General features: G+C 73.6%; 24 protein-coding genes. 14 read left to right on the top strand and 10 right to left on the bottom strand.

Annotated elements, in window-relative coordinates; all coding sequences use genetic code 11:
* Positions 1-100: 100 nt before the first annotated feature.
* Genes NYZ98_RS00400 through NYZ98_RS00385 form a run of 4 tightly spaced genes read left to right on the top strand, consistent with a single transcriptional unit; the run spans position 101 to position 3,561 of the window.
* Positions 101-1,015 carry an ABC transporter ATP-binding protein gene (locus NYZ98_RS00400; protein ID WP_262840343.1) on the top strand — a complete coding sequence of 305 codons (915 nt, stop codon included), beginning with the start codon at positions 101-103 and terminating at the stop codon, positions 1,013-1,015.
* Complete coding sequence (locus tag NYZ98_RS00395) at positions 1,012-1,737, top strand: ABC transporter permease (RefSeq protein WP_262840342.1); 726 nt, start codon at positions 1,012-1,014, stop codon at positions 1,735-1,737. Before NYZ98_RS00400 ends, NYZ98_RS00395 begins: the two co-directional genes overlap by 4 nt.
* Positions 1,738-1,790: 53 nt before the next feature.
* Positions 1,791-2,930 (top strand): sensor histidine kinase, encoded by a 1,140-nt coding sequence (locus tag NYZ98_RS00390; protein WP_262840341.1) that lies wholly within the window; start codon positions 1,791-1,793, stop codon positions 2,928-2,930.
* A 25-nt stretch (positions 2,931-2,955) separates the two neighbouring features.
* Positions 2,956-3,561: a response regulator transcription factor gene (locus tag NYZ98_RS00385; RefSeq protein ID WP_262840340.1), complete on the top strand. Its 606-nt coding sequence runs from the start codon at positions 2,956-2,958 to the stop codon at positions 3,559-3,561.
* A gap of 71 nt (positions 3,562-3,632) precedes the next feature.
* Here the strand turns inward: NYZ98_RS00385 and NYZ98_RS00380 are convergent, their stop codons facing one another.
* A complete protein-coding gene (locus NYZ98_RS00380) occupies positions 3,633-4,484 on the bottom strand; it encodes an SGNH/GDSL hydrolase family protein (RefSeq protein ID WP_262840339.1) in 852 nt (283 codons plus the stop codon).
* A 242-nt stretch (positions 4,485-4,726) separates the two neighbouring features.
* On the opposite strand from NYZ98_RS00380, the gene NYZ98_RS00375 reads away from it, so the two are divergent.
* The gene (locus NYZ98_RS00375; RefSeq protein WP_262840337.1) at positions 4,727-5,956 is read left to right on the top strand and encodes an isochorismate synthase; all 1,230 of its coding nucleotides are present in this window, start codon (positions 4,727-4,729) and stop codon (positions 5,954-5,956) included.
* 4 nt (positions 5,957-5,960) lie between these two features.
* On the opposite strand, the gene NYZ98_RS00370 is transcribed toward NYZ98_RS00375, so the two are convergent.
* From NYZ98_RS00370 to NYZ98_RS00360, 3 genes are read right to left on the bottom strand one after another with little or no spacing between them, the layout of a single operon-like run.
* Positions 5,961-6,773, bottom strand: coding sequence for an ATP-binding cassette domain-containing protein (locus NYZ98_RS00370; protein WP_262840335.1), 813 nt, complete (start codon positions 6,771-6,773; stop codon positions 5,961-5,963).
* Positions 6,770-7,804, bottom strand: coding sequence for an ABC transporter permease (locus NYZ98_RS00365; protein ID WP_262840334.1), 1,035 nt, complete (start codon positions 7,802-7,804; stop codon positions 6,770-6,772). Before NYZ98_RS00365 ends, NYZ98_RS00370 begins: the two co-directional genes overlap by 4 nt.
* A complete protein-coding gene (locus NYZ98_RS00360; protein WP_262840332.1) occupies positions 7,801-8,790 on the bottom strand; it encodes a sugar ABC transporter substrate-binding protein in 990 nt (329 codons plus the stop codon). The genes NYZ98_RS00365 and NYZ98_RS00360 overlap by 4 nt, the downstream gene beginning before the upstream one ends.
* Positions 8,791-9,128: 338 nt before the next feature.
* Between NYZ98_RS00360 and NYZ98_RS00355 the strand changes: the two genes are divergently transcribed.
* Positions 9,129-9,869: a GntR family transcriptional regulator gene (locus NYZ98_RS00355; RefSeq protein ID WP_262840330.1), complete on the top strand. Its 741-nt coding sequence runs from the start codon at positions 9,129-9,131 to the stop codon at positions 9,867-9,869.
* Here the strand turns inward: NYZ98_RS00355 and NYZ98_RS00350 are convergent.
* From NYZ98_RS00350 to menB, 3 genes are all read right to left on the bottom strand, one after another.
* A complete protein-coding gene (locus tag NYZ98_RS00350; protein ID WP_262840329.1) occupies positions 9,836-10,495 on the bottom strand; it encodes a DedA family protein in 660 nt (219 codons plus the stop codon). The genes NYZ98_RS00355 and NYZ98_RS00350 overlap by 34 nt on opposite strands.
* Positions 10,496-10,546: 51 nt before the next feature.
* Entirely contained in the window at positions 10,547-12,202 is a 1,656-nt protein-coding gene (gene menD, locus NYZ98_RS00345; RefSeq protein ID WP_262840327.1) for a 2-succinyl-5-enolpyruvyl-6-hydroxy-3-cyclohexene-1-carboxylic-acid synthase, read from the bottom strand.
* A gap of 65 nt (positions 12,203-12,267) precedes the next feature.
* Entirely contained in the window at positions 12,268-13,089 is an 822-nt protein-coding gene (gene menB, locus NYZ98_RS00340) for a 1,4-dihydroxy-2-naphthoyl-CoA synthase (RefSeq protein WP_262840596.1), read from the bottom strand.
* A gap of 144 nt (positions 13,090-13,233) precedes the next feature.
* On the opposite strand from menB, the gene NYZ98_RS00335 reads away from it, so the two are divergent.
* The 3 genes from NYZ98_RS00335 to NYZ98_RS00325 all read left to right on the top strand — a co-directional run bounded on the left by NYZ98_RS00335 (position 13,234) and on the right by NYZ98_RS00325 (position 16,495).
* Positions 13,234-14,367 carry an AMP-binding protein gene (locus NYZ98_RS00335; protein ID WP_262840595.1) on the top strand — a complete coding sequence of 378 codons (1,134 nt, stop codon included), beginning with the start codon at positions 13,234-13,236 and terminating at the stop codon, positions 14,365-14,367.
* A 78-nt stretch (positions 14,368-14,445) separates the two neighbouring features.
* Positions 14,446-14,802 carry a hypothetical protein gene (locus NYZ98_RS00330; protein WP_262840325.1) on the top strand — a complete coding sequence of 119 codons (357 nt, stop codon included), beginning with the start codon at positions 14,446-14,448 and terminating at the stop codon, positions 14,800-14,802.
* Between the two features lie 274 nt (positions 14,803-15,076).
* Positions 15,077-16,495 (top strand): RNA polymerase sigma factor, encoded by a 1,419-nt coding sequence (locus tag NYZ98_RS00325; protein WP_262840323.1) that lies wholly within the window; start codon positions 15,077-15,079, stop codon positions 16,493-16,495.
* A gap of 25 nt (positions 16,496-16,520) precedes the next feature.
* Here the strand turns inward: NYZ98_RS00325 and NYZ98_RS00320 are convergent, their stop codons facing one another.
* Positions 16,521-16,919 carry a hypothetical protein gene (locus NYZ98_RS00320; protein WP_262840321.1) on the bottom strand — a complete coding sequence of 133 codons (399 nt, stop codon included), beginning with the start codon at positions 16,917-16,919 and terminating at the stop codon, positions 16,521-16,523.
* Between the two features lie 139 nt (positions 16,920-17,058).
* Between NYZ98_RS00320 and NYZ98_RS00315 the strand changes: the two genes are divergently transcribed.
* Positions 17,059-17,652, top strand: a complete 594-nt coding sequence (locus NYZ98_RS00315; protein WP_262840319.1) for a TetR/AcrR family transcriptional regulator — start codon at positions 17,059-17,061, stop codon at positions 17,650-17,652.
* A gap of 327 nt (positions 17,653-17,979) precedes the next feature.
* Complete coding sequence (locus NYZ98_RS00310; RefSeq protein WP_262840317.1) at positions 17,980-18,180, top strand: DUF5999 family protein; 201 nt, start codon at positions 17,980-17,982, stop codon at positions 18,178-18,180.
* Between the two features lie 2 nt (positions 18,181-18,182).
* On the opposite strand, the gene NYZ98_RS00305 is transcribed toward NYZ98_RS00310, so the two are convergent.
* Positions 18,183-18,776, bottom strand: coding sequence for an alpha/beta hydrolase family protein (locus NYZ98_RS00305; RefSeq protein ID WP_262840316.1), 594 nt, complete (start codon positions 18,774-18,776; stop codon positions 18,183-18,185).
* 80 nt (positions 18,777-18,856) lie between these two features.
* On the opposite strand from NYZ98_RS00305, the gene NYZ98_RS00300 reads away from it, so the two are divergent.
* Positions 18,857-19,240 carry a hypothetical protein gene (locus tag NYZ98_RS00300; protein WP_262840315.1) on the top strand — a complete coding sequence of 128 codons (384 nt, stop codon included), beginning with the start codon at positions 18,857-18,859 and terminating at the stop codon, positions 19,238-19,240.
* A gap of 152 nt (positions 19,241-19,392) precedes the next feature.
* Positions 19,393-19,833 (top strand): MerR family transcriptional regulator, encoded by a 441-nt coding sequence (locus tag NYZ98_RS00295; RefSeq protein ID WP_262840314.1) that lies wholly within the window; start codon positions 19,393-19,395, stop codon positions 19,831-19,833.
* A 9-nt stretch (positions 19,834-19,842) separates the two neighbouring features.
* Here the strand turns inward: NYZ98_RS00295 and NYZ98_RS00290 are convergent, their stop codons facing one another.
* Complete coding sequence (locus NYZ98_RS00290) at positions 19,843-20,697, bottom strand: TIGR03619 family F420-dependent LLM class oxidoreductase (RefSeq protein ID WP_262840312.1); 855 nt, start codon at positions 20,695-20,697, stop codon at positions 19,843-19,845.
* 330 nt (positions 20,698-21,027) lie between these two features.
* Here NYZ98_RS00290 and NYZ98_RS00285 point away from each other — a divergent pair, with 330 nt between their 5' ends.
* Positions 21,028-23,292, top strand: coding sequence for a polysaccharide lyase 8 family protein (locus tag NYZ98_RS00285; RefSeq protein ID WP_262840310.1), 2,265 nt, complete (start codon positions 21,028-21,030; stop codon positions 23,290-23,292).
* The last annotated feature ends 31 nt before the right edge of the window (positions 23,293-23,323 follow it).

Genomic DNA, 23,323 nt, shown 5'->3' with positions numbered 1-23,323 from the left:
CGGCCGTACCTCGCGGGGCGGCGGCGTAGGACTTTTGTCCTGCCGGAAGCCGGATTCACGTTTCTACCGGCGCCCGTGGGTGATCCCTAGCGTTGCCCACATGAGCGTGAACGCCGTAACACTCACCGAGCTCACCAAGAGCTTCGGCACGGTCAGGGCCGTCGACGGCCTGACCCTCGACATCCCCCAAGGGCAGACCCTCGCCCTTCTCGGTCCCAACGGCGCGGGCAAGTCCACCGCCATCGGCATGCTCCTCGGCCTCTCCGCCCCCGACTCCGGCACCGCCGAGGTGTTCGGCGGCGGCCCGCAGGCCGCCGTGCGGGCCGGGCGCGTGGGCGCCATGACCCAGGAGGGCGGCCTGATCCCGAGGGTGACGGTCCGCGAGCTGGTCGGATTCGTCGCCGGCTGCTACCCCGCGCCGCTGCCGGTGGACCAGGTGCTGGCCACCGCCCGCCTGACCGGCCTGGCGGGCCGCCGGGCGGACCGGCTGTCCGGCGGCCAGGCCCAGCGGGTGCGGTTCGCCATGGCCCTGGTCGGCGACCCCGGCCTGCTCGTCCTGGACGAGCCCACCGCCGCCCTGGACGTCGAGGCCCGGCGGGAGTTCTGGGAGGGCATGCACCACTTCGCCGCGCGGGGCACGACGATCCTGTTCTCCACCCACTACCTGGACGAGGCCGACGACCACGCCGACCGCATCGTGATGATCAGCGGTGGCCGGGTGGTCGCCGACGGCACCGCCAAGGAGATCAAGCGCGTCACCGCCCTGACCACGGTCAGCCTGACCGTCAGCGGGGAGACGGCCTGGCTGGCCCGCCTGCCCGGGGTGTCGGCCGTCGAGATCCGCGGCGGGCGCGCCCGCCTGCGCAGCACCGACTCCGACGCCACCGTGACGGCCCTGGCCGAGGCGCGGGCCATCCGCGACCTGGAGGTCTCCCCCGCCGACCTGGAGGACGCCTTCGTCGCCCTCACCGCCGCCCCCCTTCCCCCGACCCCAGAAACGAGCGCCGCACGATGATCGGTTACATCCGCCTGGAACTGCTCCGCGTCGTGCGCGACCTCACCTTCGTACTGTTCGGCATCGCCATGCCCGTGGTGATGTACCTCATCTTCACCAACCTCGGCCTGGCCCCGGGCGACGAGCGGGAGGTCGCGCTGTACCTCATGGTCAGCATGGCCGCCTACGGGGGGATGGGGGCGGCGTTCAACAACGGCACCGGGCTCGGCGAGGACAAGGCCCTCGGCTGGCTGCGGCAGCTCCGCCTCACGCCCCTGCGGCCGGTCACCGTCATCGCGGGCAAGACCGTGACCGGGATGGCGGTCGTGGTCCCCGCCATCGTCGCGATCCTGCTGGCCGGCACGCTGATCAACGGCGTCTCCCTGAGCCCCGGCCGGTGGGCGGCCGTGATCTGCCTGCTGTGGGCGGGGACCGTCCCGTTCACCCTGTTCGGCCTCGGCAACGGCTACCGCCTCACCGGGCAGGCCGCCGGGATCGCGAACTTCGCCGCCGGCATGGCCCTGGCCGTCGTCGGCGGCCTGTGGCTGCCCACCGACCGGTTCCCCGGCTGGCTGAAGGCGATCTCCGACTGGACCCCGGCCCGCGCCTACGCCGACCTGGCACGGGACGTGGCCTTCGGGCAGGCGCCCACCGCGCGGGCGGCGCTCATCCTGCTCGGCTGGCTCGCCGTGTTCGGCCTGTACGCCATGTACGGCTACCGCCGCGCCGGCGAACGCTCGTGACCCCCTCCCCCGGGCCGGACGACACCCCTGCCGGCAGCGGCTACGGTGTGGCGGTGAGCACGTCGCATCCCGCCCTGGAGGGGCGGCAGGGCGGCCGCGGCGACGACTTCGCGACCGAGGGACCCGACGCCAAGGGGTTCTACCCGTGGCTGGTCCTGCTGACCGGTCCCCTGTGGGACACCTTCGCCGGCGGCTCCCGCCCGCTGTGGCTGGCGATCTCCGGTGTCGCCGCCGCCGGCGCGCTGTACGTGGGGACGATCCGGACGGCCTTCGCCGACCCGCGCAAGGCCGAGCGGGGGCCGCTGCCCGCCCTGGGCGCGCTCACCCTGGTGCTGGCCTGGACGATGCACGGCAACTGGTACGTGCTCTTCGCCCTCTTCGCGATCGCCTGCGGCGTGGCGGTCAAGGGGGTGGGACGGATCTCCGTGGTCCTGCTGGTCACGCTGGGCGCCGTGTTCGCCGTCACCCTGAGTCACGGCGAGGACTGGGGCACGGTGCTGTCGCTGTGCTGGGGCACCTTCTCGGCGGGCCTTGTCCCCTCCATCATGCTGCGGCTGTTCGAGGTGATCGAACAGCTCAAGCGGACCCGCGAGGAGCTCGCCGCCAGGGCCGTGGCCGAGGAGCGCCTGCGGTTCTCGCGCGACCTGCACGACCTGCTCGGGCACACGCTGTCGGTGATGGTGGTCAAGGCCGAGGCCGTGCGGCGCGTGCTGCCCGGCGACACCGCCGCCGCCGTCCAGCAGGCCGCCGACATCGAGCGCATCGGGCGCGAGGCCCTCACCGAGGTGCGCGCGGCGGTCACCGGCTACCGGGGGCGCGGGCTGTCGGCCGAGCTGGAGTCCGCCCGCACCGTCCTCGCCGACGCGGGGGTGCGGCTCACCACGCGCGCCCGGGTGCTGGAGCTGGCGCCCGAGGCCGACGCGCTGCTCGGATGGGCCGTGCGCGAAGGGGTGACCAACCTGATCCGGCACAGCGGGGCGCGCACGTGCCGCATCGACCTGGCCGCGGGCGACGACGGCACGGTGCTGGAGATCCTCGACGACGGCAGGGGCGGCGCCCCCCTGGCGTGGTCGGGGCACGGCCTGAAGGGGCTGCGCGAGCGCGTCGCCGCGACGGGCGGGCTGCTGGAGGTGACCGACCAGGACCCGGGCGGGTTCCGGCTGCGCGTCACGCTGCCCGCGGAGCCCCGATGACCCGCGTCGGCCGCCGGGGCGCCCGATGATCCGGGTGCTGCTGGCCGAGGACCAGGGGATGATGCGCGGGGCGCTGGCGCTGCTGCTCGGGCTGGAGGACGACATCGAGATCGTGGCCCAGGTGTCCTCCGGGGAGCAGGTGGTCGCGGCGGCGCTGGAGCACCGTCCCGACGTGGCGCTGCTGGACATCGAGATGCCCGGCCGCAGCGGGCTGGACGCCGCGGCCGACCTGCGGGGGGCGCTGCCCTCCTGCCGGGTGCTGATCCTCACCACCTTCGGCCGGCCCGGGTACCTGCGCCGGGCCATGGAGGCCGGGGCCCAGGGGTTCATGGTGAAGGACGGCCCGGTCGAGGAGCTGGCGGCGGCGGTCCGGCGGGTCCTGGCCGGGGAGCGCGTGATCGACCCCGCGCTGGCGGCGGCGGCGCTGAGCGCCGGGCCCAGCCCGCTGACCGACCGTGAGCGCGACGTGCTGGCCGCGGCGGCCGGCGGCTCGACGATCGCCGACGTCGCCGCCCGGCTGCACCTGTCGGAGAGCACCGTGCGCAACTACCTGTCGGCGGCCATCGGCAAGACCGGCACCCGCAACCGCATCGAGGCCGCCACCCTCGCGCGCCACCACGGCTGGCTCTGACCGTCCTCACGGGGGCCCGGCATCTTCCGCCCGATTCACGGCGGCCGAGGGGGCGGCCGGCACCGCCGGTGTCAGGGGGCCACGACGAGGGGCGCGCGGGTGAGGGTGTCCTGCTCCCAGGGGAAGCCCCGCCCGAAGGTCGCCCCGGCCAGCGCCCGCTGGCCGGCGGTGTTGGGGTGGAAGAAGTCCCACTTGCTGATGTGGTCGAGGGTGAACGGATAGGAGAAGATCGCGCCCCCGTCGTACCGGCAGGACGGGCCGTAGGCGGCGCACGCCGCCGCCATCTGCTCGTTGTAGTCCTGGACGCGCTCCCTGACCCGCGCGCGCCGGGCCTGGTCCTTCTTGGCCTTGGAGGCGGCGCCGGCCAGCATCGTGGGGCAGATGTGGCCGATCGTCCAGAAGGACCTGGCCACGATGTTGTCCTTGCCGATGCGCCAGAGCCGCCGCAGGTCGGGGATGCTGGCGGCGAAGACGCGCACGCCCGCCGTCGCCAGGGTGGCGAACGCGCGGTCGAGGTTGGCGCGGTAGGTGGCGACCGGGGTCATGCCCGCCTCGGTGGCCACGCAGGCGTCCTGCGCGCCGATCAGGATCGTGACGTAGGCGGCCCTGGCGGCCACCGCCCGCGCCGCCTGGGCGGCCAGGCCGGCGCTGGTGGACCCGGGCACCGCGAAGTTGAAGTTGTGCCCCTTGACGGCCGGGGAGATCGCGGTCAGGCGCAGGTAGTGGCTGCCGACCTCCGCCGAGTCCCCCGCCGACCAGGACCGGGAGGTGCACACGACGTACCAGCCGCAGGCGTTGAACCCCGCGCTGATCGAGTCGCCGAGCGCCGCCATCACCGGGGGCACCGGGTCGGCCGCCGCGGCGGCCGTGCCGGGCGCGCACAGCGCCGCGGCGGCGAGGACGAGCGCGATCCCTCTGACCATGGTCACCTCCACCTGGGACGATCGATCCCGGAAGAGACCGAGAACCAAGGTAGGGACCGGAGGGGGCCCGCTCTATTACCGTGAGGCGAGGCGTTGCTACCGTTGACCAAGTTCCTATCGCGGCTTGACAGGACATGACTCTCGTGTAGAGATCCGTGTCAGCGAATCACCCCGCGCCCGTGAAGCTGTGAGACCGGCCACTCCTTGTCGAACGCGTTCAGTTTCCGCATAGGGTGGGCAGAGTGAGTGTCGCGCTCGGGATAACCCGCCCCCCGCTGGTTCGCAGCATCCCCGTCCACCACCCCGAAGACCTGATCGCGCGACTGCCGCAGGCCCCGCCCTACGCCTGGGTCCACCACGGCGAGGGCCTGGTCGCCTGGGGCGAGGCCGCGCGGGTGAACGTCCCGCCGGGCCCCGGCCGGTTCGACTGGGCCCGGGGCTGGCTGGCCTCGGTGTTCGGCGAGGCGCACATCGACGACGGCGTGCACGTGCCCGGCTCGGGACCGGTGGCGTTCGGCTCGTTCACCTTCGACCCCGACGCCGCGGGGTCGGTGCTGGTGGTCCCCCGGGTCGTGCTCGGCCGCAGGGACGGGCACGCGTGGCTGACCACGGTCGGCGAGGCGCCCATCGACCTGATGACCCCGGCCGCCACCCCCGGCAGGATCGTGTACGGCGACGGGTCGCTCAGCGCGCCCCAGTGGCAGCACGCCGTGTCGCGCGCGGTGCGCCGGATCCGGTCGGGGCGGCTGGAGAAGGCCGTGCTGGCCCGCGACCTGGTCGCGACCGCCGAGCGGGACATCGACGTGCGGGTCCTGCTCGACCGCCTGGCCCGCGCCTACCCCGACTGCTACACCTTCTCCTGCGCCGGCCTGGTCGGCGCCACCCCCGAGCTGCTGGTACGGCACACCGGGCAGGCCATCGAGTCGCTGGTGCTGGCCGGGACCACCTACCGGGGCGCCGGCCCGGCCGAGGACCGCGCCAAGGGCGCCGCTCTGTTCGCCTCGGCCAAGGACCGCCACGAGCACGCCTGCGCGGTGGCCTCGGTGCGCGACGCCCTCACCCCGCTGTGCTCGGCGCTGACGGTGCCCGAGGAGCCGGAGCTGCTGGTGCTGCCGAACGTCCAGCACCTCGCCAGCCGGGTCAGCGGCCGGCTGACCGACGGCGCCTCGGTGCTCGACGTGGTCGCCGCCATGCACCCGACGGCCGCCGTCGGCGGCACCCCCACCGGCGTCGCCCTGGAGGTGATCCGCGAGCTGGAGGGCATGGAACGCGGCGGGTACGCCGGCCCGGTCGGCTGGATCGACGCCCGCGGCGACGGCGAGTGGGGCATCGCCCTGCGGTGCGCGCAGGTCGAGGGCCGCCGGGCCCGCCTGTTCGCCGGGTGCGGCATCATGGGCGGCTCGGACCCGGCGGCCGAGCTCGCCGAGGCCCAGGCCAAGTTCCGCGTGATGCGCTACGCCCTGGAGGGCTGAGTCGTCAGGGGCCCGTCGCGGCCCCCGGGGCGGCGTCCCGGTCCGGGCCGTCGCGGTCCAGCTCGTGGGCGAGCTGGTCCAGTTCGGCGCCGCCGGCCATCAGCGAGGTCAGCTCGTCGCGGGTGATGTCGGCCTTGTCGAACTGCCCGAGGCTGGTGCCCCGGTTGAGCAGCAGGAACCGGTCGCCGACCGGGAAGGCGTGGTGGGGGTTGTGGGTGATGAACACCACACCGAGACCCCGGTCACGCGCCCGGGCGATGTAGCGCAGCACCACCCCGGCCTGCTTGACGCCGAGCGCGGAGGTCGGCTCGTCCAGGATGAGCACCCGCGCCCCGAAGTACACCGCGCGGGCGATGGCCACCGACTGGCGCTCGCCGCCGGACAGTGTGCCGACCGGCTGGTCCACGTCGCGGATGTCGATGCCCATGTCGCGCAGCTCGTCGCGGGCGACCCGCTTGGCGCGGGCCACGTCCAGGCGGCGCAACGGCCCGGTGACCGGCTCAGAGCCGAGGAAGAAGTTCCGCCAGACCGACATCAGCGGGATCATCGCCAGGTCCTGGTAGACGGTGGCGATGCCCCGGTCCAGGGCCTCGCGCGGGCCGCCGAGCCGGACCGGCACCCCGTCCAGGAGGTACTCGCCGGTGTCCTGGCCGTGCACCCCGGAAAGGATCTTGATGAGCGTCGACTTGCCGGCGCCGTTGTCGCCCAGCACGCAGGTGACCTCACCGGCCCGCACCAGCAGCGAGACGCCCCGCAGGGCGATCACGCTGCCGAAGACCTTGCCCACGTCACGGGCTTCGAGAAGCGGCGGGGTCATCGCCGCACCTCCTCGGCGTAGCGGCGGACCAGGCGGTTGGCGAGCGTCGCCAGCAGCAGCATCGCGCCCAGGAAGAACTTGAACCAGTCGGCGTCCCAGCCGGCGAACACGATGCCCTTGTCGGCCATCCCGAAGATCACCGCGCCGATGGACGCGCCGATCGCCGATCCGTAGCCGCCGGTGAGCAGGCAGCCGCCGATCACCGCGGCGATGATGTAGATGAACTCCTGGCCGATGCCGGAGTTGGCCTGGACCGAGGTGAAGCGCAGGGCCAGGATCGAGCCGACCAGCCAGGCGGCGGTGGCCGTGGTCATGAACAGCACGATCTTGGTGCGCGCGGCGGGCACGCCGACGGCCCGCGCCGCCTGCTCGTTCCCACCGACCGCGAAGATCCAGTTCCCGGCCCGGGAGCGCATCAGCACCCAGGTGGCCAGGACGGTCACCCCGATCCACCAGAAGATCGCCACCCGGAACTCCACCCCGCCGACCGAGACCGAACCGGCCAGCAGCGACCGCGCCGCCTGGTACCCCTCGGCCCTGCGCAGGCCGCTGACCTGCACGGTGCCGGTGAGCGCCTTGGTGACGCCGAGGTTGAGGCCCTGCAGCATCAAGAACGTGCCGAGGGTGACGATGAAGCTGGGCAGCTTGGTGCGCACCACCAGCAGGCCGTTGGCGAACCCGACGGCCAGCGCCAGGACCAGGCCGGCGAGCATGGCCGCCCACACGTTCCACCCGTACCGGGTGGCGAGGGTGACCATGACCAGCCCGGTCGTCCCCGTCAGCACGCCGGCCGACAGGTCGAACTCCCCGCCGATCATCAGCAGGGCGATGGCGACGGCCATGATGCCGAGCGTGGACGCCGGGTCCAGCCAGTTCGCCACGCCGTCGGCCGAGCGGAACACCGGCGACTGGGCGGAGAAGAACGCGAAGACCGCGATGGCGCCGACCACCGAGCCGAGCTCGGGGCGGACCAGCAGGCGCCGGAGGGGCCCGGCGCCCGCGACCCGTTCGTCGGCGGTGACCGTGGTCACCGAGTGCCGCTTTGCGCGAGCTTGGCCACCTGGGCGGCGTTCTCCTTGGTGACGAAGCCCGGCCCGGTGTTGACCGGCAGGCCGCCGCCGACGGTGTTGAGGTTCTTCTTGTACAGGTAGAGGAAGGTGATCGGCAGCCATCCCTGGAGGTACTGCTGCTGGTCGACCGCGAAAAGGATCTCCCCGGCCTCGATCGCGTCGACGACGTCGGCCGACAGGTCGAAGGTGGCGAGCTTGGCCTTGGAGCCGCCGTCGGCGATCGCGTCGCGGGCGGCCACGGCCACCGCGGGGTTGAGGGTGAGCACGCCGTTGACCGAGGTGTCGCTCTGCAGCTTGGCCTTGATCTTGGAGGTGGCGTCGGCGAGGTTGCTGACGTCCACCTGCAGCCGTTCGACACTGCCGCCCAGGGTCGCCGTGGCGCCGTTGCACCGCTGGTCGAGGCCGACGTTGCCCGCCTCGTGGATGACGCACAGGAGCTTGGTGACGCCCTCGGCCTTCAGCTTCTCCCCCGCGCCGCGCCCGGCCACCTCCTCGGACTGGCCGACGTGGGTGATCGCGCCGAACTCCTTGGACTCGTCGGCGCCGGAGTTGATGGTGACGACCGGGATCTTGGCCGAGACGGCCTTGGCGATGGACTCCTTGAGCGCGTCGGGGTTGGCCATGGAGACCACCACGCCGTCGACCTTCTGGCTGATGGCCTGGTCGATGAGCTGGGCCTGCTTGGCGGGGTCGCCGTCGCCCTGGTAGGTGACCTTGGCGCCGTACTGCTTGCCGGCCGCCTCGGCGCCGTTCTTGACGACGTCCCAGAAGGAGTCTCCGGGCGCGCCGTGCGTGATGACGGCGAAGGTGCCGCCGCTCTCGCCCCCGCCCGCCGCGGGGGACGCGGAGGCGCCCGGCGCCGGCGCGGGGTCATCGCCGCTGGAACAACCGCTCAGCACCAGCGCGCCCAGCGCCGCCGCTGTGATCAATCGGGTGACTCGCCTCATGGAAACCTCCCGTGCCGTCCCAGGGGGCGGGATCGGCCACATTCCAGGTTTGTAACCTCAGGTAACGCCCCTGTCAATTGTTTGTCGTGACATTCTGATGTATTGCTTACTTTTCCCTGGCTTTGTCCGGACATACTGACGCTCGCGCGGGCGGTCAAGGCTCCCACCTGGTCCGTGACACCAAAGAGCCCGGCGAGAAGGCCTCGCCGGGCGGGGGGACAGGTACGTCAGCTCAGATCGCGCACGAGCCGGTGTTCTCGCAGGTCGATATTTGTCAGGACATTCTGATGTCCGCTAGCCTCGTAGGGCCAGCGATCAGTGAAGAGCCGGGAGTAGTCATGGGCACTCGACTCGACATCGACCTCGATCGCTCCAGCCCCGTGCCGCTGTACTTCCAGGTGGCCGAGCAGATCGCCGAGGCGATACGCAAGGGCGAGCTCGCGCCCGGCGCCCGCCTCGACAACGAGATCCTGCTCGCCGAGCGGCTAGGCCTGTCCCGTCCCACCATCCGCCAGGCCATCCAGTATCTGGTCGACAAGGGCCTGCTGGTGCGCAAGCGCGGCGTCGGCACCCAGGTCGTGCACGGCCAGGTCAAGCGCTCGGTCGAGCTGACCAGCCTGTACGACGACCTGCGCCGCGCCGGCCAGGAGCCCACCACCCGCGTCATCTCCCTGCAGCCCGTCGGCGCCGACGAGGAGATCGCCGCCGTCCTCGGGGTCGCGGCGGGCACGCAGGTCCTGCGCCTGGAGCGGGTGCGCTACGCCGGGGGCGAGCCGCTGGCCCTGCTGCACAACTGGCTGCCCGCCGGGCTCGGGCCGCTGACCGCGCAGGCCCTGGAGGAGCGCGGCCTGTACGAGCTGCTGCGCGCGGCCGGGGTGCGGATGCGGGTGGCCAACCAGCGCATCGGCGCCCGGTCGGCCGGCCCGGCCGAGGCGCGGCTGCTGGACGAGCGCCGGGGCGCGCCGCTGCTCACGATGGTCCGCACGACCTACGACGACCAGGGCAGGGCCGTGGAGCACGGCTCCCACGTCTACCGCGCCTCGCACTACTCGCTGGAAGTCACGCTCATCGAGCGCTGATCGGCCTCCGCGCCCTCCTCGGGTTCAGAGGCGCGGGAGGCGCGGTGCTTGATGTACAGGGTGGTGCCGATGCCGAACAGGACCGCGGCGGCGAGCGCCACCCAGGAGAAGCCCTTGAGCCACCGGTCGGCCACGACGCCGAGGTAGTAGATCACGGCGGTGGTGCCGCCCGCCCAGGCGACGCCGCCGAGCACGTTGGCGATCAGGAACCGCCAGTAGGGCATGTGCAGGGCCCCCGCGAGCGGCCCGGCGAGGATGCGCAGCAGCGCGATGAAGCGGCCGAAGAAGACCGCCCACATGCCCCACCGGTCGAAGGCGTTCTTGGCCTTGGCGATGTGGCCGGGGCCGAAGTGCTTGGGGAATCGGCGGCCGAGGCGGTCGAACAGCGGCTGCCCGCCCTTGCGGCCGATGAGGTAGCCGATCGAGTCGCCGATGATGGCGCCGGCGCTCGCGCACACCCCCACCCACAGCGGGTCGACGACGTGCTGCGCCGACAGCAGCGCCGCGCTGACCAGGACCACCTCGCCGGGCAGCGGGATGCCGAGGCTCTCCACGCCGATCACGACGCCCACGATCACGCAGATCCAGACCGGGGGGATCGACTGAAGCCATTCCTCGACATGCATGGCTCACACCCTATGTCGTGAGTTGGGCCCGTACGGCGGGACCGCCGATCTTCAGGACAGCGCGCGGACCGCCTTCTGGGCGGCCTCGCGCATCGCGACGTGCACGCGGGCGTTCTCCTCGCGATCGGTCCTGGCCTCGACGACGCGCACGCCGCCGCCCCTGATCGCCTTCGGCAGGTCCTCGATCGAGGACAGCAGGGTGTACGGGGTGCCGGTGGCCGCCGCCAGGAACGACAGGTCCACCCCGTGCGGGGTGCCGAAGACGCGTTCGAAGGAGTCGGGCAGCGCGGCCTGCGGCAGCAGGGAGAAGATGCCGCCGCCGTCGTTGTTGACGACGACCAGGCACAGGTCGGGCCGGGGCTCGCGCGGCCCGAGGATGAGGCCGTTCTGGTCGTGCAGCAGGGTCAGGTCGCCGAGCAGCGCGTAGGAGGGGCCGTTGTGGGCCAGGGCGGCGCCGATCGCGGTGGAGACCAGCCCGTCGATGCCCGAGGCGCCGCGGTTGGCGAGCAGGCGCAGGCCGCGACGGGGGCGCATGGCCTGGTCCAGGTCCCTGATGGGCATCGAGGAGCCGCAGAACAGCAGGGCGTTGTTCGGCAGCGCCTCGGCCAGGTCGCGGGCCAGGCGCGGCTCGCTCATGCCCGAGTCGTCCAGCACGGCGTCCACGGCCTCGCGGGCGGCGGCGTCGGCGGCGCGCCAGGACCGCAGCCAGGTGTCGTCGCCGGCCGCGACGGCGATCTCCACGGCCTCGGCGACCTGGGTGGCCGAGCGGGTGGGGTCGGGCCAGCGGGTGAGGTCGGAGGCGACGACGATGTGCTCGCCCGCGTGCTTGAGCCACGACAGCAGCGGGCGCGACAGGCTCGGACGGCCGAGGGTCACCACCACGTCGGGCCGGTGGGCGTCGGCGAACTCGGGGGTGCCGAGCAGGAAGTGGTAGGCGGAGACGGCGTGGTCGCCGTACCGGCCGCCGCCGGTGGGCTCCGACAGCACCGGCCAGCCGGCCATGTTCGCGGCGGCGACGTGGCGCCGCACGTTGACGGCGCCGTCGCCGACGACCAGCACGCCCCTGCGCGTGGGTGAGACGTGCAGGCCCGACGAGGGGGACGCGACGCGGGCCCGTACCCAGGGGCCGGCGGCGTCGCCGTCCAGGGGCTCGCACCAGGAGGAGTCGCCGTCGGGGATGAGCGGCTCGCGGAAGGCGAGGTTGAGGTGGACCGGGCCGGCGTCGCCGGGGCCGAGGGCACGCTGGTAGGCGCGGCAGGCCAGGGACCGCCAGTAGGCGACCTGGCCGGGCCGCTCCTCGGGGGCGCCGACCTCGCAGAACCAGCGGACCGCGTCGCCGTACAGCTTGATCTGGTCGATGGTCTGGCTGGCGCCGGTGGCGCGCAGCTCGGGGGGCCGGTCGGCGGTCAGGACCAGCAGCGGGACGCCGGACTCGTGGGCCTCGATCACCGCCGGGTGGAAGTTGGCGGCGGCGGTGCCGGAGGTGCAGGCCAGGGCGACCGGCCGGCCGGACCTGCGGGCAAGGCCGAGCGCCAGGAACGACGCCGAGCGCTCGTCGATCCGGACGTGCAGGCGGACGCGCGAGTCGCCGTGGGCGGCGATGGCCAGCGGCGCCGAGCGCGAGCCGGGGGCCAGCACCACGTCGGTGAGCCCGCAGCGCACCAGCTCGTCGAGCAGGACGCCGGACAGGGCGGTGGCGGGGTTCACCCGCCCTCCGCCGGGGCCGGCCGCCTGGGTGCGCGCGTGATCAGGGGAACGGGGAGAGACCTCATCTAGGGGCGGCGCGGGAAGCGGGAGAAGTCGGGGCGGCGCTTCTCCTTGAAGGCGTCGCGGCCCTCCTGCGCCTCCTCGCTCATGTAGTAGAGCAGGGTGGCGTCGCCGGCGAACTGCTGCATGCCCGCGGCGCCGTCGCTGACGGCGTTGATCGCGCCCTTGAGCATGCGCAGGGCCAGGGGGGACTTGTCGAGCATCTCCCGGCACCACTGGACGGTCTCGGCCTCCAGCTCCTCGAGCGGGACGACCTTGTTGACCAGGCCCATGCCGAGGGCCTCCTCGGCGTTGTAGAACCGGCACAGGTACCAGATCTCGCGGGCCTTCTTCAGCCCGACGGTCTCGGCCAGCAGCCACGCGCCGTAGCCGCCGTCGAAGGAGCCGACCTTGGGGCCGGTCTGGCCGAACATGGCGTTGTCGGCGGCGATGGTCAGGTCGCAGCAGACGTGCAGGACGTGGCCGCCGCCCACGGCGTACCCGGCGACCATGGCGATGACCGGTTTGGGCAGGCGGCGTATCTGGACCTGCAGGTCGAGCACGTTCAGCCGGCCGATGCCGTCGGGGCCGATGTAGCCGTCGTCGCCGCGGATCTTCTGGTCGCCGCCCGAGCAGAACGCCTCGGTGCCGGCGCCGGTGAGGATGACCACGCCGACCTCGCCGTCGTCGCGCGCGCTGGTGAAGGCGTGCTGCAGCTCCGACAGCGTGGTGGGGCGGAAGGCGTTGCGCCGCTCCGGGCGGTTGATCGTGATCTTCGCCATGCCTTCGGCGGTCTCGTAGATGATGTCCTCGTAGTCACCCGACCGCTTCCAGTCGACAGTGCTCACGGTCACTTCGCTCCTCACTCACCTGCGCGTCGCCCCGGCCGAGGTCACCGGCGGGGGGCCGCCTCCGACGGGACTAACCTTACGACCGTGAGTGAGCGTCCTGTGCATGCGGTGGTGCTACCTCCTGGTCCGGCCCTGTTCGACATGGTTCGCGAGGCGGTGCTCGGTTCGGGTCCCGCCGTGCTCCCCCTGCCGCCCGACCTGCCCGCCCCCGCGCTGTCGTCCGCGCTGGAGGCGCTGCGGCCCACGCACGTGGTCACCCCCGGCGGGGTGCGTACCCGTCCTGAGGGGGTGCCCGCGGACGGCGGCACCGCGGTGATCATCGCGACGAGCGGCTCCACGGGGCCGCCCAAGGGGGTGGAGCTGCCGGCCGCCGCGCTGGTCGCCTCGGCGTCGGCCTCGCTGCGGCGGCTGTCGGCCGGGCCGGGCGAGCGGTGGCTGTGCTGCCTGCCGCCCTCGCACGTGTCGGGGCTGCAGGTGCTGGTCCGCGCGCTGCTGAGCGGCTCGGAGCCGATGATCCACGAGCGCTTCTCCCCCGGCGCGGTGGCCGCGAGCGGGGCCGACCACGTGTCCCTGGTCCCCACGCAGCTCAGGCGCATGATCGACCACGGCGCGGACCTGTCGGCGTTCGGGACGATCCTGCTCGGCGGCGCCGCCGCGCCCGCCGGCCTGCTGGACGCGGCGCGCGGGTCGGGGGCGCGGGTGGTCACGACGTACGGGATGAGCGAGACGTGCGGCGGGTGCGTCTACGACGGGGTGCCGCTGGACGGGGTGGGCGTGGAGGTGGGCGCGGACGGGCGGGTCCGGGTGTCGGGGCCGGTGCTTTTCTCGGGGTACCGGCTGCGGCCGGACCTGACGGCCGGGGTCCTGTCCGGCGGCGTGTTCGCCACCTCCGACCTCGGCGTGCTGGCGCGGGGGCGGCTGCGGGTGCTCGGACGGTCCGACGACGTGATCAACACCGGGGGGCGCAAGGTGGTGGCCGGGTCGGTGGCCGGGCTGCTGGCCGGCCATCCGGCGGTGCGGGAGGCGGTGGTGGTCGGCCGCCCGCATCCGGAGTGGGGCGAGGAGGTCGTGGCGGTGGTGGTGGCGGCCGACCCGGCCGACCCGCCGGCGCTCGGCGAGCTGCGCGCCCTGGTGAAGGGGCTCCTGCCGGGGTACGCGGCCCCCCGGGCGCTGGCGCTGCGGGACCGGTTGCCGGTGCTGCCCAACGGCAAGCATGATCTTGTAGCCATCCGCCGGGATATTTCCGGGTTTGCTGGCATAGCGGATGGTTCTTGACCACAATGTGCCGTCAAGGGAACCGGAAGTCGCGTCCGGCGCGTCATACAGACATCTGGATCTAGGAAGGACGCCTTGATGAACCCAACCCGCAAGATGTGGATCTCCGCCGGAGTGGTGGGAGTGGTCCTCGCCGGGGGCATCTCCGTCGCGGCGGCCGCGGCGTCGGGACGGGGCGACAAGACCGGCGAGGTCAGCCAGGAGACGGCCGTCACCAAGACCTACGGCCCAGGCGAGGCCCCCGGCCAGATCCCCGGCCCCGAGGTCTCGGCGAACGCCGAGCCCACGCGGGCGCCGAAGGATTTCGTCGTGACCAACGACGACATCAACCCCGACCCGAAGAAGGTCGCGGAGTTCTGGACCGAGAAGCGCATGGAGAACGCCGAGCCGCTCCCGATCCCGGTCATCACCGGGGAGAAGAAGCCGAAGAAGTAGCCCGGGCCAGCGGGCTTTCCAGAGGCGGGTCGCCGGACGGCGGCCCGCCTCTCGGCGTGCCGGGCCGATGATCTCGTGTGGAACGGGCGATCTCGGGAAGAGGGTGACGACCAGGCACGACGAGCCCGACGATCAGGAAGGATTTCGCAATGGTCATGGAGTCCACGGGAACAAAAGACGCCGCTCGGCGTTATTGATACTGGTGCGCCGAACGCCGAACGCCGCGCCATCCCATCGACCGAAAAGACGACTCCGTGACGGAGGAGGTGTGCTCATGCCCCGAACCGCCGTGGCGACCTCGACTGAGCGCGAGGCGACCCCGACGTCCCTCGCCCAGGTCCTCGACCGAGGGCGAGCCCAAGGTCACCTTTCCCTCGCGGAACTGCGCGAGGCCTTCTCCTCGGCCCAGATCAGCCCGGCCAAGGGACGTTCCATCCTGCGCGAGCTCTCCGAGGCCGGCGTGCGCCTCGCCGCGGAGAACGAGCCCGTACTCGGCTCCGGCGGCCGGACCGGGAAGACCCGTAAGAGCACCACCATGAAGACCACCACGAAGAGCCCCATGACCGGCACCACCATCACCCCCGCGGACGCCCCCGGCTCCCCCGAGGAGACCGCCGAGCCCCGCCCCAGGCGCGCGGCCCGCCGAGGCACGCGCAAGACGGCCGAGGCCGCGCCGGTGGCCGCCAAGCCCGCCGACCGCGACGACGAGCCCGCCGAGGGCGAGGAGGGCGGGAGCGAGCCCGAGGAGGTCCAGAGCGAGACCTTCGACCTGGACGACCAGTCCTCGGTCATGGGCGACTCGGTGCACACCTACCTGAAGTCGATCGGCCGCCGCACGCTGCTGACCGCGGCGGAGGAGGTCGAGCTGGCCAAGCGCATCGAGGCCGGCCTGTACGCCGAGCACAAGCTGGAGACCGAGTCCCCCGCCCCCGCCCGGCGCGCCGACCTGGAGTGGGTGGCCGCCGACGGCCGCCGCGCCAAGGACCACATGCTGGAGGCCAACCTCCGCCTGGTCGTCTCGGTGGCCAAGAAGTACACCGACCGCGGCATGGCGCTGCTGGACGTGGTCCAGGAGGGCAACCTCGGGCTCATCCGCGCGGTGGAGAAGTTCGACTACTCCAAGGGCTACAAGTTCTCGACCTACGCCATGTGGTGGATCAGGCAGGCGATCCAGCGCGGCTTCGCCGACTCGGCCCGCACGATCCGGCTGCCGGTGCACGTGCTGGAGCTGCTGTCGAAGCTGTCGCGCATCGAGCGGGACATGCACCAGCGCCTGGGCCGCGAGCCCACCCCCGAGGAGCTGGCGGTGGAGCTCGACAAGACCCCCGACCAGATCGAGGAGCTGCTGCGCACCAGCCGCCAGCCGATCAGCCTCAACGCCACCATCGGCGAGGACGGCGAGACGACCATCGGCGACCTCATCGAGGACGTGGACGCCCCCGAGGCCTCCGAGGTCGTGGACCGCCAGCTGCTCGGCGCCGAGCTGCGCGGGGTGCTGGGCAACCTGACCCCGCGCGAGGCCAAGATCATGGCGCTGCGCTTCGGGCTCGTCGACGGCAAGCCGCACACCCTCGACGAGATCGGCAAGCACCTGGGGCTGACCCGGGAGCGGATCCGGCAGCTGGAGAAGGAGTCCCTCTCCAAGCTGCGGCACCCGAGCAACACCCGTCCCCTGCTCGACTGGGCGAGCTGACCCGCCCGCCCCGCCGTCCCCCTCCTCAGCGGGCGGGGGCGAAGGGGCGCGGCACGCGGGGGATGCCGGTCAGCCGGTTCTCCTCGCGCAGCGTGCGGAGCCGGTCGACCTCGGCGGTCCACCGCGCGCCGTCGGGGGTGGCGACGCCCTTGCGGCGCCGGATGCGGTCGTCGTAGGCCTTGACGCCGAAGACCGCGCGCCGGGCCGCCTCGGCGGAGCGCAGGGCCTCGGTGAGCGCCCGGTCGAAGGCGAGCCCCGCGGCCCGCAGCTCCGCGGCGCCGGAGCGGGCGGCCTGGAGGCGGCGCAGCTCGCGCTCCGCTTCGCGCGCCCGGCCGAGCAGCTCCTCGAAGCTCCTGCCGACCTCCTGGTCGGCGTGGTGCCTGACCTCCGCCTCCCGGCTCACGCCCGGTCGGAAAAACGCCATCTGCCGCCCCTTCTCGCCGCGCCGCCGATGGTCCGGCGGAGGTCGCACGCCCATAGCGTACGCGCCCCGGGGGCAGGTGGGGCCGCCGGTACGGCGTGGCGCCCTTTACAAAGTAATCCATCGTCTGGATCATGCTTCTATGCCGGCGAAGCGACCTCCCGTCCCCCTGTCCCGCGAGCGCATCATCGACGCCGCACTGCACATCGCCGACGGCCAGGGGCTGCGGCGCCTGACCATGCGGCGGCTGGGCGACGCCCTGCAGGTGGAGGCGATGGCGATCTACCACCACCTGCCGCGCGGCAAGGAGGCCCTCATGGACGCGCTCGCCGAGCACGTCACCACGGTCACCGTCGAGCGGCCCTCGACCGGCGACTGGGCCGAGCTGGCCCGCGCCTGGGCGCGGGCGGGGCGGGCCGCGCTGCTGGCGCACCCCGGGGTGCTCGCGCTGGCCCTCACCAAACCGCCGCAGGGCACCGCGCTGGCGGCGATCCGGGAACAGGCCGAGCAGCTGTCGGCCTCGGGGCTCGGCGACGCGGCCGAGGCGGTGCGGACGCTGCGCGCGTACGTGATGGGCAGCGTCGCGGTGGAGATCCAGCGGTCGGGCTGGGCGGCGATAGGGGATGGCGACACGGGGGCGGGCGCGGCGGCCCCGGGCCCGGAGCCGGACGAGGAGGCCGTGGCCGCTTTCGAGCGCGGCCTGGACGCCCTGCTCAGGGGCATTGCGCGTACGTAACCTATCGTTTATCAGTTCGGCGGCGAGTCGTGCTTGGACCGTTATCTTCGGTGAGACACGCTTGTGTCGCAGGTCACACCACTGAACCAGCCCTTTGGGCCCCCCTCGGACCCCCTGTTCGAAGGATCGAAATCGTCCTAACGGGCTATGTCGCCCGCGTGTGACCCGCAGCACACTTACTCTTGTAGGTGTGCGGTAGCGCACACGTCATTCACACAGCGCTCGTCCCCGTCCGACGGGGAGTGGGGGAATCGGCCGGGCAGTGCCGCCGGCACCGGTGTCTCCCGGCCGAGCACCAGACCGAGAGAGAAAACCGGAGGCACGCCGATGTGCCCGCATGAGCCGTCCTGTCCGAGCACTTCCGCGCCGGACCGCGAAGCCGCCCGCACGATAGCGGCCCACCCTGAGCAGGGGTGGAGCCTGTTGTGCAACGGCATCGTGCTTTTCGAGGACACCGGGGAGCTCCTGCCCAACGGCGCGGTGATCGCGCCGCACCGACCCACCGACCTGGCCGTCAGCGCGGCCTGAGATCAGCGGAACCGGGGGCAGAGCCAGTTGGCCACCACCTCGCCCACCTGGGCGGGGTTTTTGCTGAGGTCATGACCCTCAGCGGGGAGCACTACCAGGCGGGCCGAGTCCGCCGCTTCGGGCACCCCGAAGCGGTCGCGACCACCGCTGACCACCAGCACGTCGACACCCGCCTCGCGCAGCTCAGCAGCGCGCGAGCGCTCCGGCCTCCCGGGCGGGTGCAGGGGGAACGCCAGCGCCACCACCGCCTCGGCCCCCACCGCGCGCGCCGTCCGGCAGGTCACCCGTGCCCCGTTGCTCCGGCCGCCCTGCACCAGGGCCAGGCCGGGATACCGTTTCCGGATCTTGGCCACCAGCGTGGTCCACGCCTCGTCCTGCCCGGCCGGCGGCCCCGGCGCGCGCCCGCCGGCGACCCGGAACGGCTGCATGACCCGCGCGACCGTCCCGCCGATCGCGATCACCGCGTCGCGGACCGCCAGCAGGTCGGGCGCCTCCACTCCCCCCGCCGATCCGTGGGTCAGCACGAGCAGGAACCGTGGGTCGGCCGCCTGGTCGACCTCCACGATCGCCGGCCCGCGCGCCGTCACGATCCGCATGCCGAACACCGTACCGGCGGACGACGCGTCTCCTACTCCCGGGGGATGTGAGCGCCCGCGCGCCGTGCCACATTGGGAGGGTGCCGGATAACACCCTCCCCCGTGATGAGCTGCGCGCGACCGTCGAGGCCCGGCGCGAGCTCGGCCCCGACTACGAGCACGCGCTGATCGAGTCCTTCATCGAGAAGATCGACGCCGCGATCGACACGCGGGTGCGTTCAGAAGTGGCGGCCCAGAACGGCTACGGGCACCAGGGCGCGCCCTTCACCGGGCAGCACCAGGGCCAGGGCAAGGCCGCCAAGCAGGTGGACGGCACCATCCCGATCGCGCTCGGGTCGCTGGGCATCGGCATCCCGCTGACGGCGATCGCCGCCACCCAGGCGGGCCCGGCCGGGCTGTTCCTCGCCTGGACCGGCATCATCCTGGTCAACGTCGCCGCCGCCTTCGGCCGCCGCCGCCGCTGACCCCTCCCCGCCGGTCATGACAGCGTGCCCGCCGGGTGACACCCCGGGGGCGGTGCGCCTGGCCCACCAGTTTCCTGATCACGCGTTGCTTGAGGGTCGTGCCTGTCAGCCGCATGATCGCCAGTCAACGGCTTCAAGTACGCTTGAAGTCAATGGACGAACAGCTGACGATCGGCGAACTGGCGAGCCGCACCGGTGTCGCCACCTCCGCCCTGCGCTACTGGGAGGAACTCGGCCTGCTGCCGGCGCCCGCCCGGGTCTCAGGACAGCGGCGCTACCCGCCCTCGGCGATCGAGACGGTCGGCGTGGTGCTGCTGCTGCGCGACGCCGGTTTCACGCTGCGGGAGGTCAAGGTGTTCGTCACCTCCCGCCTGCTGGCCGGCGACGACGACTGGCGCGAGCTGTACCGGCGCAAGCTCACCGAACTCGACCGGCGCATCGCCCAGACCCAGGCGGCACGCACCGCCATCGCCCACGGCCTGGCCTGCCCGCACGAGGACATCCTCGCGTGCGCCAACTTCACCGGCAGCGTCGCCGCCGTCCTCGCCGGATCCACCCTCGAACAGGCCCACGAGAAAATGCATTCGCACTGACCTCGCCCCTCAGAGGGCGAAGCGGGTGGCGAAGGTCGACAGGGCGTCGTGGTGGTGGGAGGGGTCGGGGGTGGGAGGTCCGCCGAGGACGAGGCGGGTCACGCCCTGGGCGGCCAGGTCCTCGACCTGTCCGGGGGTCATGTCCAGTGATCCCCAGCGGGTGTACTCCAGCGCCCCGGGGTCGCGGCCGGCCTCGGTGGCGGACGCGCGGGCGAGGTCGAGCTGAGCCGCCCGTTCGGCCGGGGTGAGCATGCCGCCGGGGAAGTACCCGTCGCCGCGTCGCCCGGCCCGGCGGGCGGCGGCCCGGCTCGACCCGCCGACGTGGATCGGCAGGTGGGCGACCCCGAGGGGCTTGGGGAAGCTGCACAGGGCCTCGAAGGAGAAGAACTCCCCCGCGAAGCCGACGCCCTCCTCGCCGCCCGCCCAGAGCAGCCGCATCACGTCGATCGCCTCATCCGCGCGGCGGCCCCGGGTGGCGAAGTCGACGCCCATCGCCCGCGCCTCCCCCGGCAGGCTGCCCAGACCCACGGTCAGCAGCCGCATCCGCCCCCCGGACAGCACGTCGATGGTCGCCAGCCGCTTGGCGAGCACCACCGGGTGGTGGTACGGCAGCAACAGCACGCCCGTGCCGAGCAGGATCCGCCGGGTGGCGGCGGCGGCGAGGCCCAGGCAGTCGAGCGGGTCGGCGTAGGGCAGCGAGGGCGGGATCTCGAAGGACCCGAGGCTCGCGCCGGGGTACAGGGCGATGTGCTCGGGCAGGTAGAGCGCCTCGAAGCCGCAGTCCTCGGCATGCCGGGCGTAGGCGATGAGCCTGTCCGGGTCGGTGCCGTAGTGGGCGGTGTTGTAGCTGATCGCGAACTTCATCGTCGGTCCTCCAGCCGGACGGCGCGGCGACCGCCCGGGCACCGGTACGTGGCCGCGTCGCGGGCCCGCCACGCGCCGGCGCGGGACCCCGGCTCCCCCGCGCCGCCGCCACGCTAGAACGTTGCCACCCACGTCAAGGCAACCCCGCCCGGCCGGACGTGCCCGTCCCGCCCTGAGCGCGAGGAGACCCGGCCCGGCGATGTCGTGGAGGCGACCTGGCGTGCGGACGTCGTCCCGGACAGGCGGCCGGGTCGGCGTTCCCGGGAGCCGCCGGCAGGTCCTCCACGGTCGCCGGGGGCCGGGTGGGTGGTTTCGCGGGATGATTCGGGTGTGGGTGGCTCACCGAGGCGGTCGTTCCTGCGGTTCGGCGCCCTGGCGGCGGCCGGGGCGCTCGGCGGGCTGTTCCCGGCGCGGGCCGCGCACGCGCCCGACGACTCCTTCGTGCCGCTGCGCCGCCGCTGGCGGGAGGTGACGGCCGGGGCGGGGTTCGACGCGTCGGCCGAGCCGTACCGCACCCGGCTCGCGGAGCTGGGCGCGGCGGCGGCCGGGCTCCGCGACACCATGGCGCCGGCCGCCGGCTCGCTGTGGCCGGGCCTGGCGTTCCCCTCGTTCGAGCGGACCCCGGCGCGGCTGCGGGACATGGCCCGCGCGTACGTGCTGCCGGGCACCGGCCTGACCGGGGACGCGGGGCTGGCCTTGGCCGTCGCCGCCGGCCTGGACCACTACCGGCGGCGGGTGTACGCGGCGGGCGCCGAGCAGACCGGCAACTGGTGGCCCTGGCAGATCGGCGTCCCCAAGGCGCTCCTGGACGCGGCCGTGCTGATCGGCCCGCACCTGGGCGGCACGCGGAACGCGGCGCTGCTGGAGGCCGTGGACCACTTCGTCCCCGAATGCCGGCTGGACGACTACGGCGGCACCAGTACCGGCGCCAACCGCGTGGACCTGTGCGTGGTGCGGCTGCTGCGCGCCATGCTGGCGTCGGACCCGGAGGGGGCCGCGCGGGCCGTCTCGGCGCTGGCGCCGGTGTTCCCCTGCGTGTCGGAGGGTGACGGGTTCTACCGGGACGGCTCCTACCTCCAGCACTCGACCGTCCCCTACCAGGGCGGGTACGGGGCGGTACTGCTGACCGGGCTGGCGACGCTGTTCGCGGTGCTGCGCGGCTCGCCGTGGCAGGTCACCGACCAGCGGATCTTCGACATGGTGGAGCGGTCGTTCGCCCCGTTCGTCCACGACGGAGCCTGCATGGACCTGGTCCGCGGCCGGGCGGTCACCCGGGAGCCGTACGGCGACCACCGGCGGGGACGGGAGATCGCCGCCGCGGTCCTGCTGCTCGGCGACAGCGCCTCCGCCCCCGAGCGGGCCCGCTGGCAGGCCATGGTCAAGGGGTGGGCGGCGCGGAACACCACCCGGCCCATGGCGGCGGAGGCCGGGCGTACCGACCTGGCGTTCCACGCCCGGCTCGCCGCGATCCTGGCCGACGACGCGGTCCCCGCGGCGGCCGAGCCCGCCGGGCACCGGATGACGGCGATGAGCGCCCGCGCCGTCCACCGCCGGCCGGGCTGGTGCGCGGCGCTCAGCATGGCGTCCAGCCGGATCTGCCACTACGAGCACGGCAACGGCGAGAACCCGCGCGGCTGGCACACCGGGTCGGGCATGCTCTACTGGTGGGCCGGGGGCCACGGCGACCAGTACTCCGACTCCTTCTGGCCGACCGTCGACCCCTACCGCCTGCCGGGCACCACGGTCTCCACCCGGCGCCTGGCCGACGGCGCGGGCCCCGCGTGGGGCGGCACCTGCCCGCCGGCCCGCTGGGCGGGCGGCGTCACCGACGGCGTGTACGGGGCGGCGGGCCAGCACCTGTACGGCTTCGAGAGCACGATGGAGGCCTTCAAGTCCTGGTTCTTCCTGGACGACGCGGTGGTCTGCCTGGGCGCCGGGATCACCGGCGGGGACGGCGTGCCGGTCGAGACCATCGTGGACAACCGCAGGGCCGGCGCGCGGCTCACCGTCGACCGGGCGGCGGGGTGGGCGCACCTCCCCGGGCACGGCGGCTACGTCCTGCCCGGCCGCCCGAGCCTGCGCACCGCGCGCGGGGAGCGCACCGGCGGGGCGCCCCCGGTGACGCGCGGCTACGTGACCCTGTGGCTCGACCACGGCACCGACCCCGTCGCGGCCGGGTACGTCTACCTGCTGCTGCCGGGCGCGACCCTGGCCGCGACGCGGGCCCGCGCGGCCGAGCCCGGCTGGGCGCGCGTGACCGCCAACACCGCCCGCGCGCAGGGCGTTCAGGTCCCCTCCCTCGGCCTCACCGCCGTCAACTTCTGGCAGGCCGGCGCCGCCGGCGGCCTGGGCGCCTCGGCGCCGTGCGCGGTCCTGGTCAGGGAGCACGGCGACGGCACGGCCACGGTGTCGGTGTCCGACCCCCGGCGCGACCTCGCCGACCTGACCGTGACCTGGGACCGGCCGGTGGCCGCGGTGCTCCGGGGGCACCCCCGCCTGACGGGCGCCACGACCGGCTCACGCCTGTCACTGACCTTCGCCCGCCTGTCGGACCGCGGCGGCGCCTCGAACACGGTCACCGTCGGCCTCGCCTAGACCGCCCGGCGCGGGGGCGGGGGCCGACGTC

Origin of the sequence: Sphaerisporangium corydalis, assembly GCF_025506355.1 — a bacterium.
GTDB lineage: Bacteria > Actinomycetota > Actinomycetes > Streptosporangiales > Streptosporangiaceae > Sphaerisporangium > Sphaerisporangium corydalis.
The sequence above is the reverse complement of the archived record's forward strand: the minus strand, read 5'-3'. Positions and strand labels throughout refer to the sequence as shown.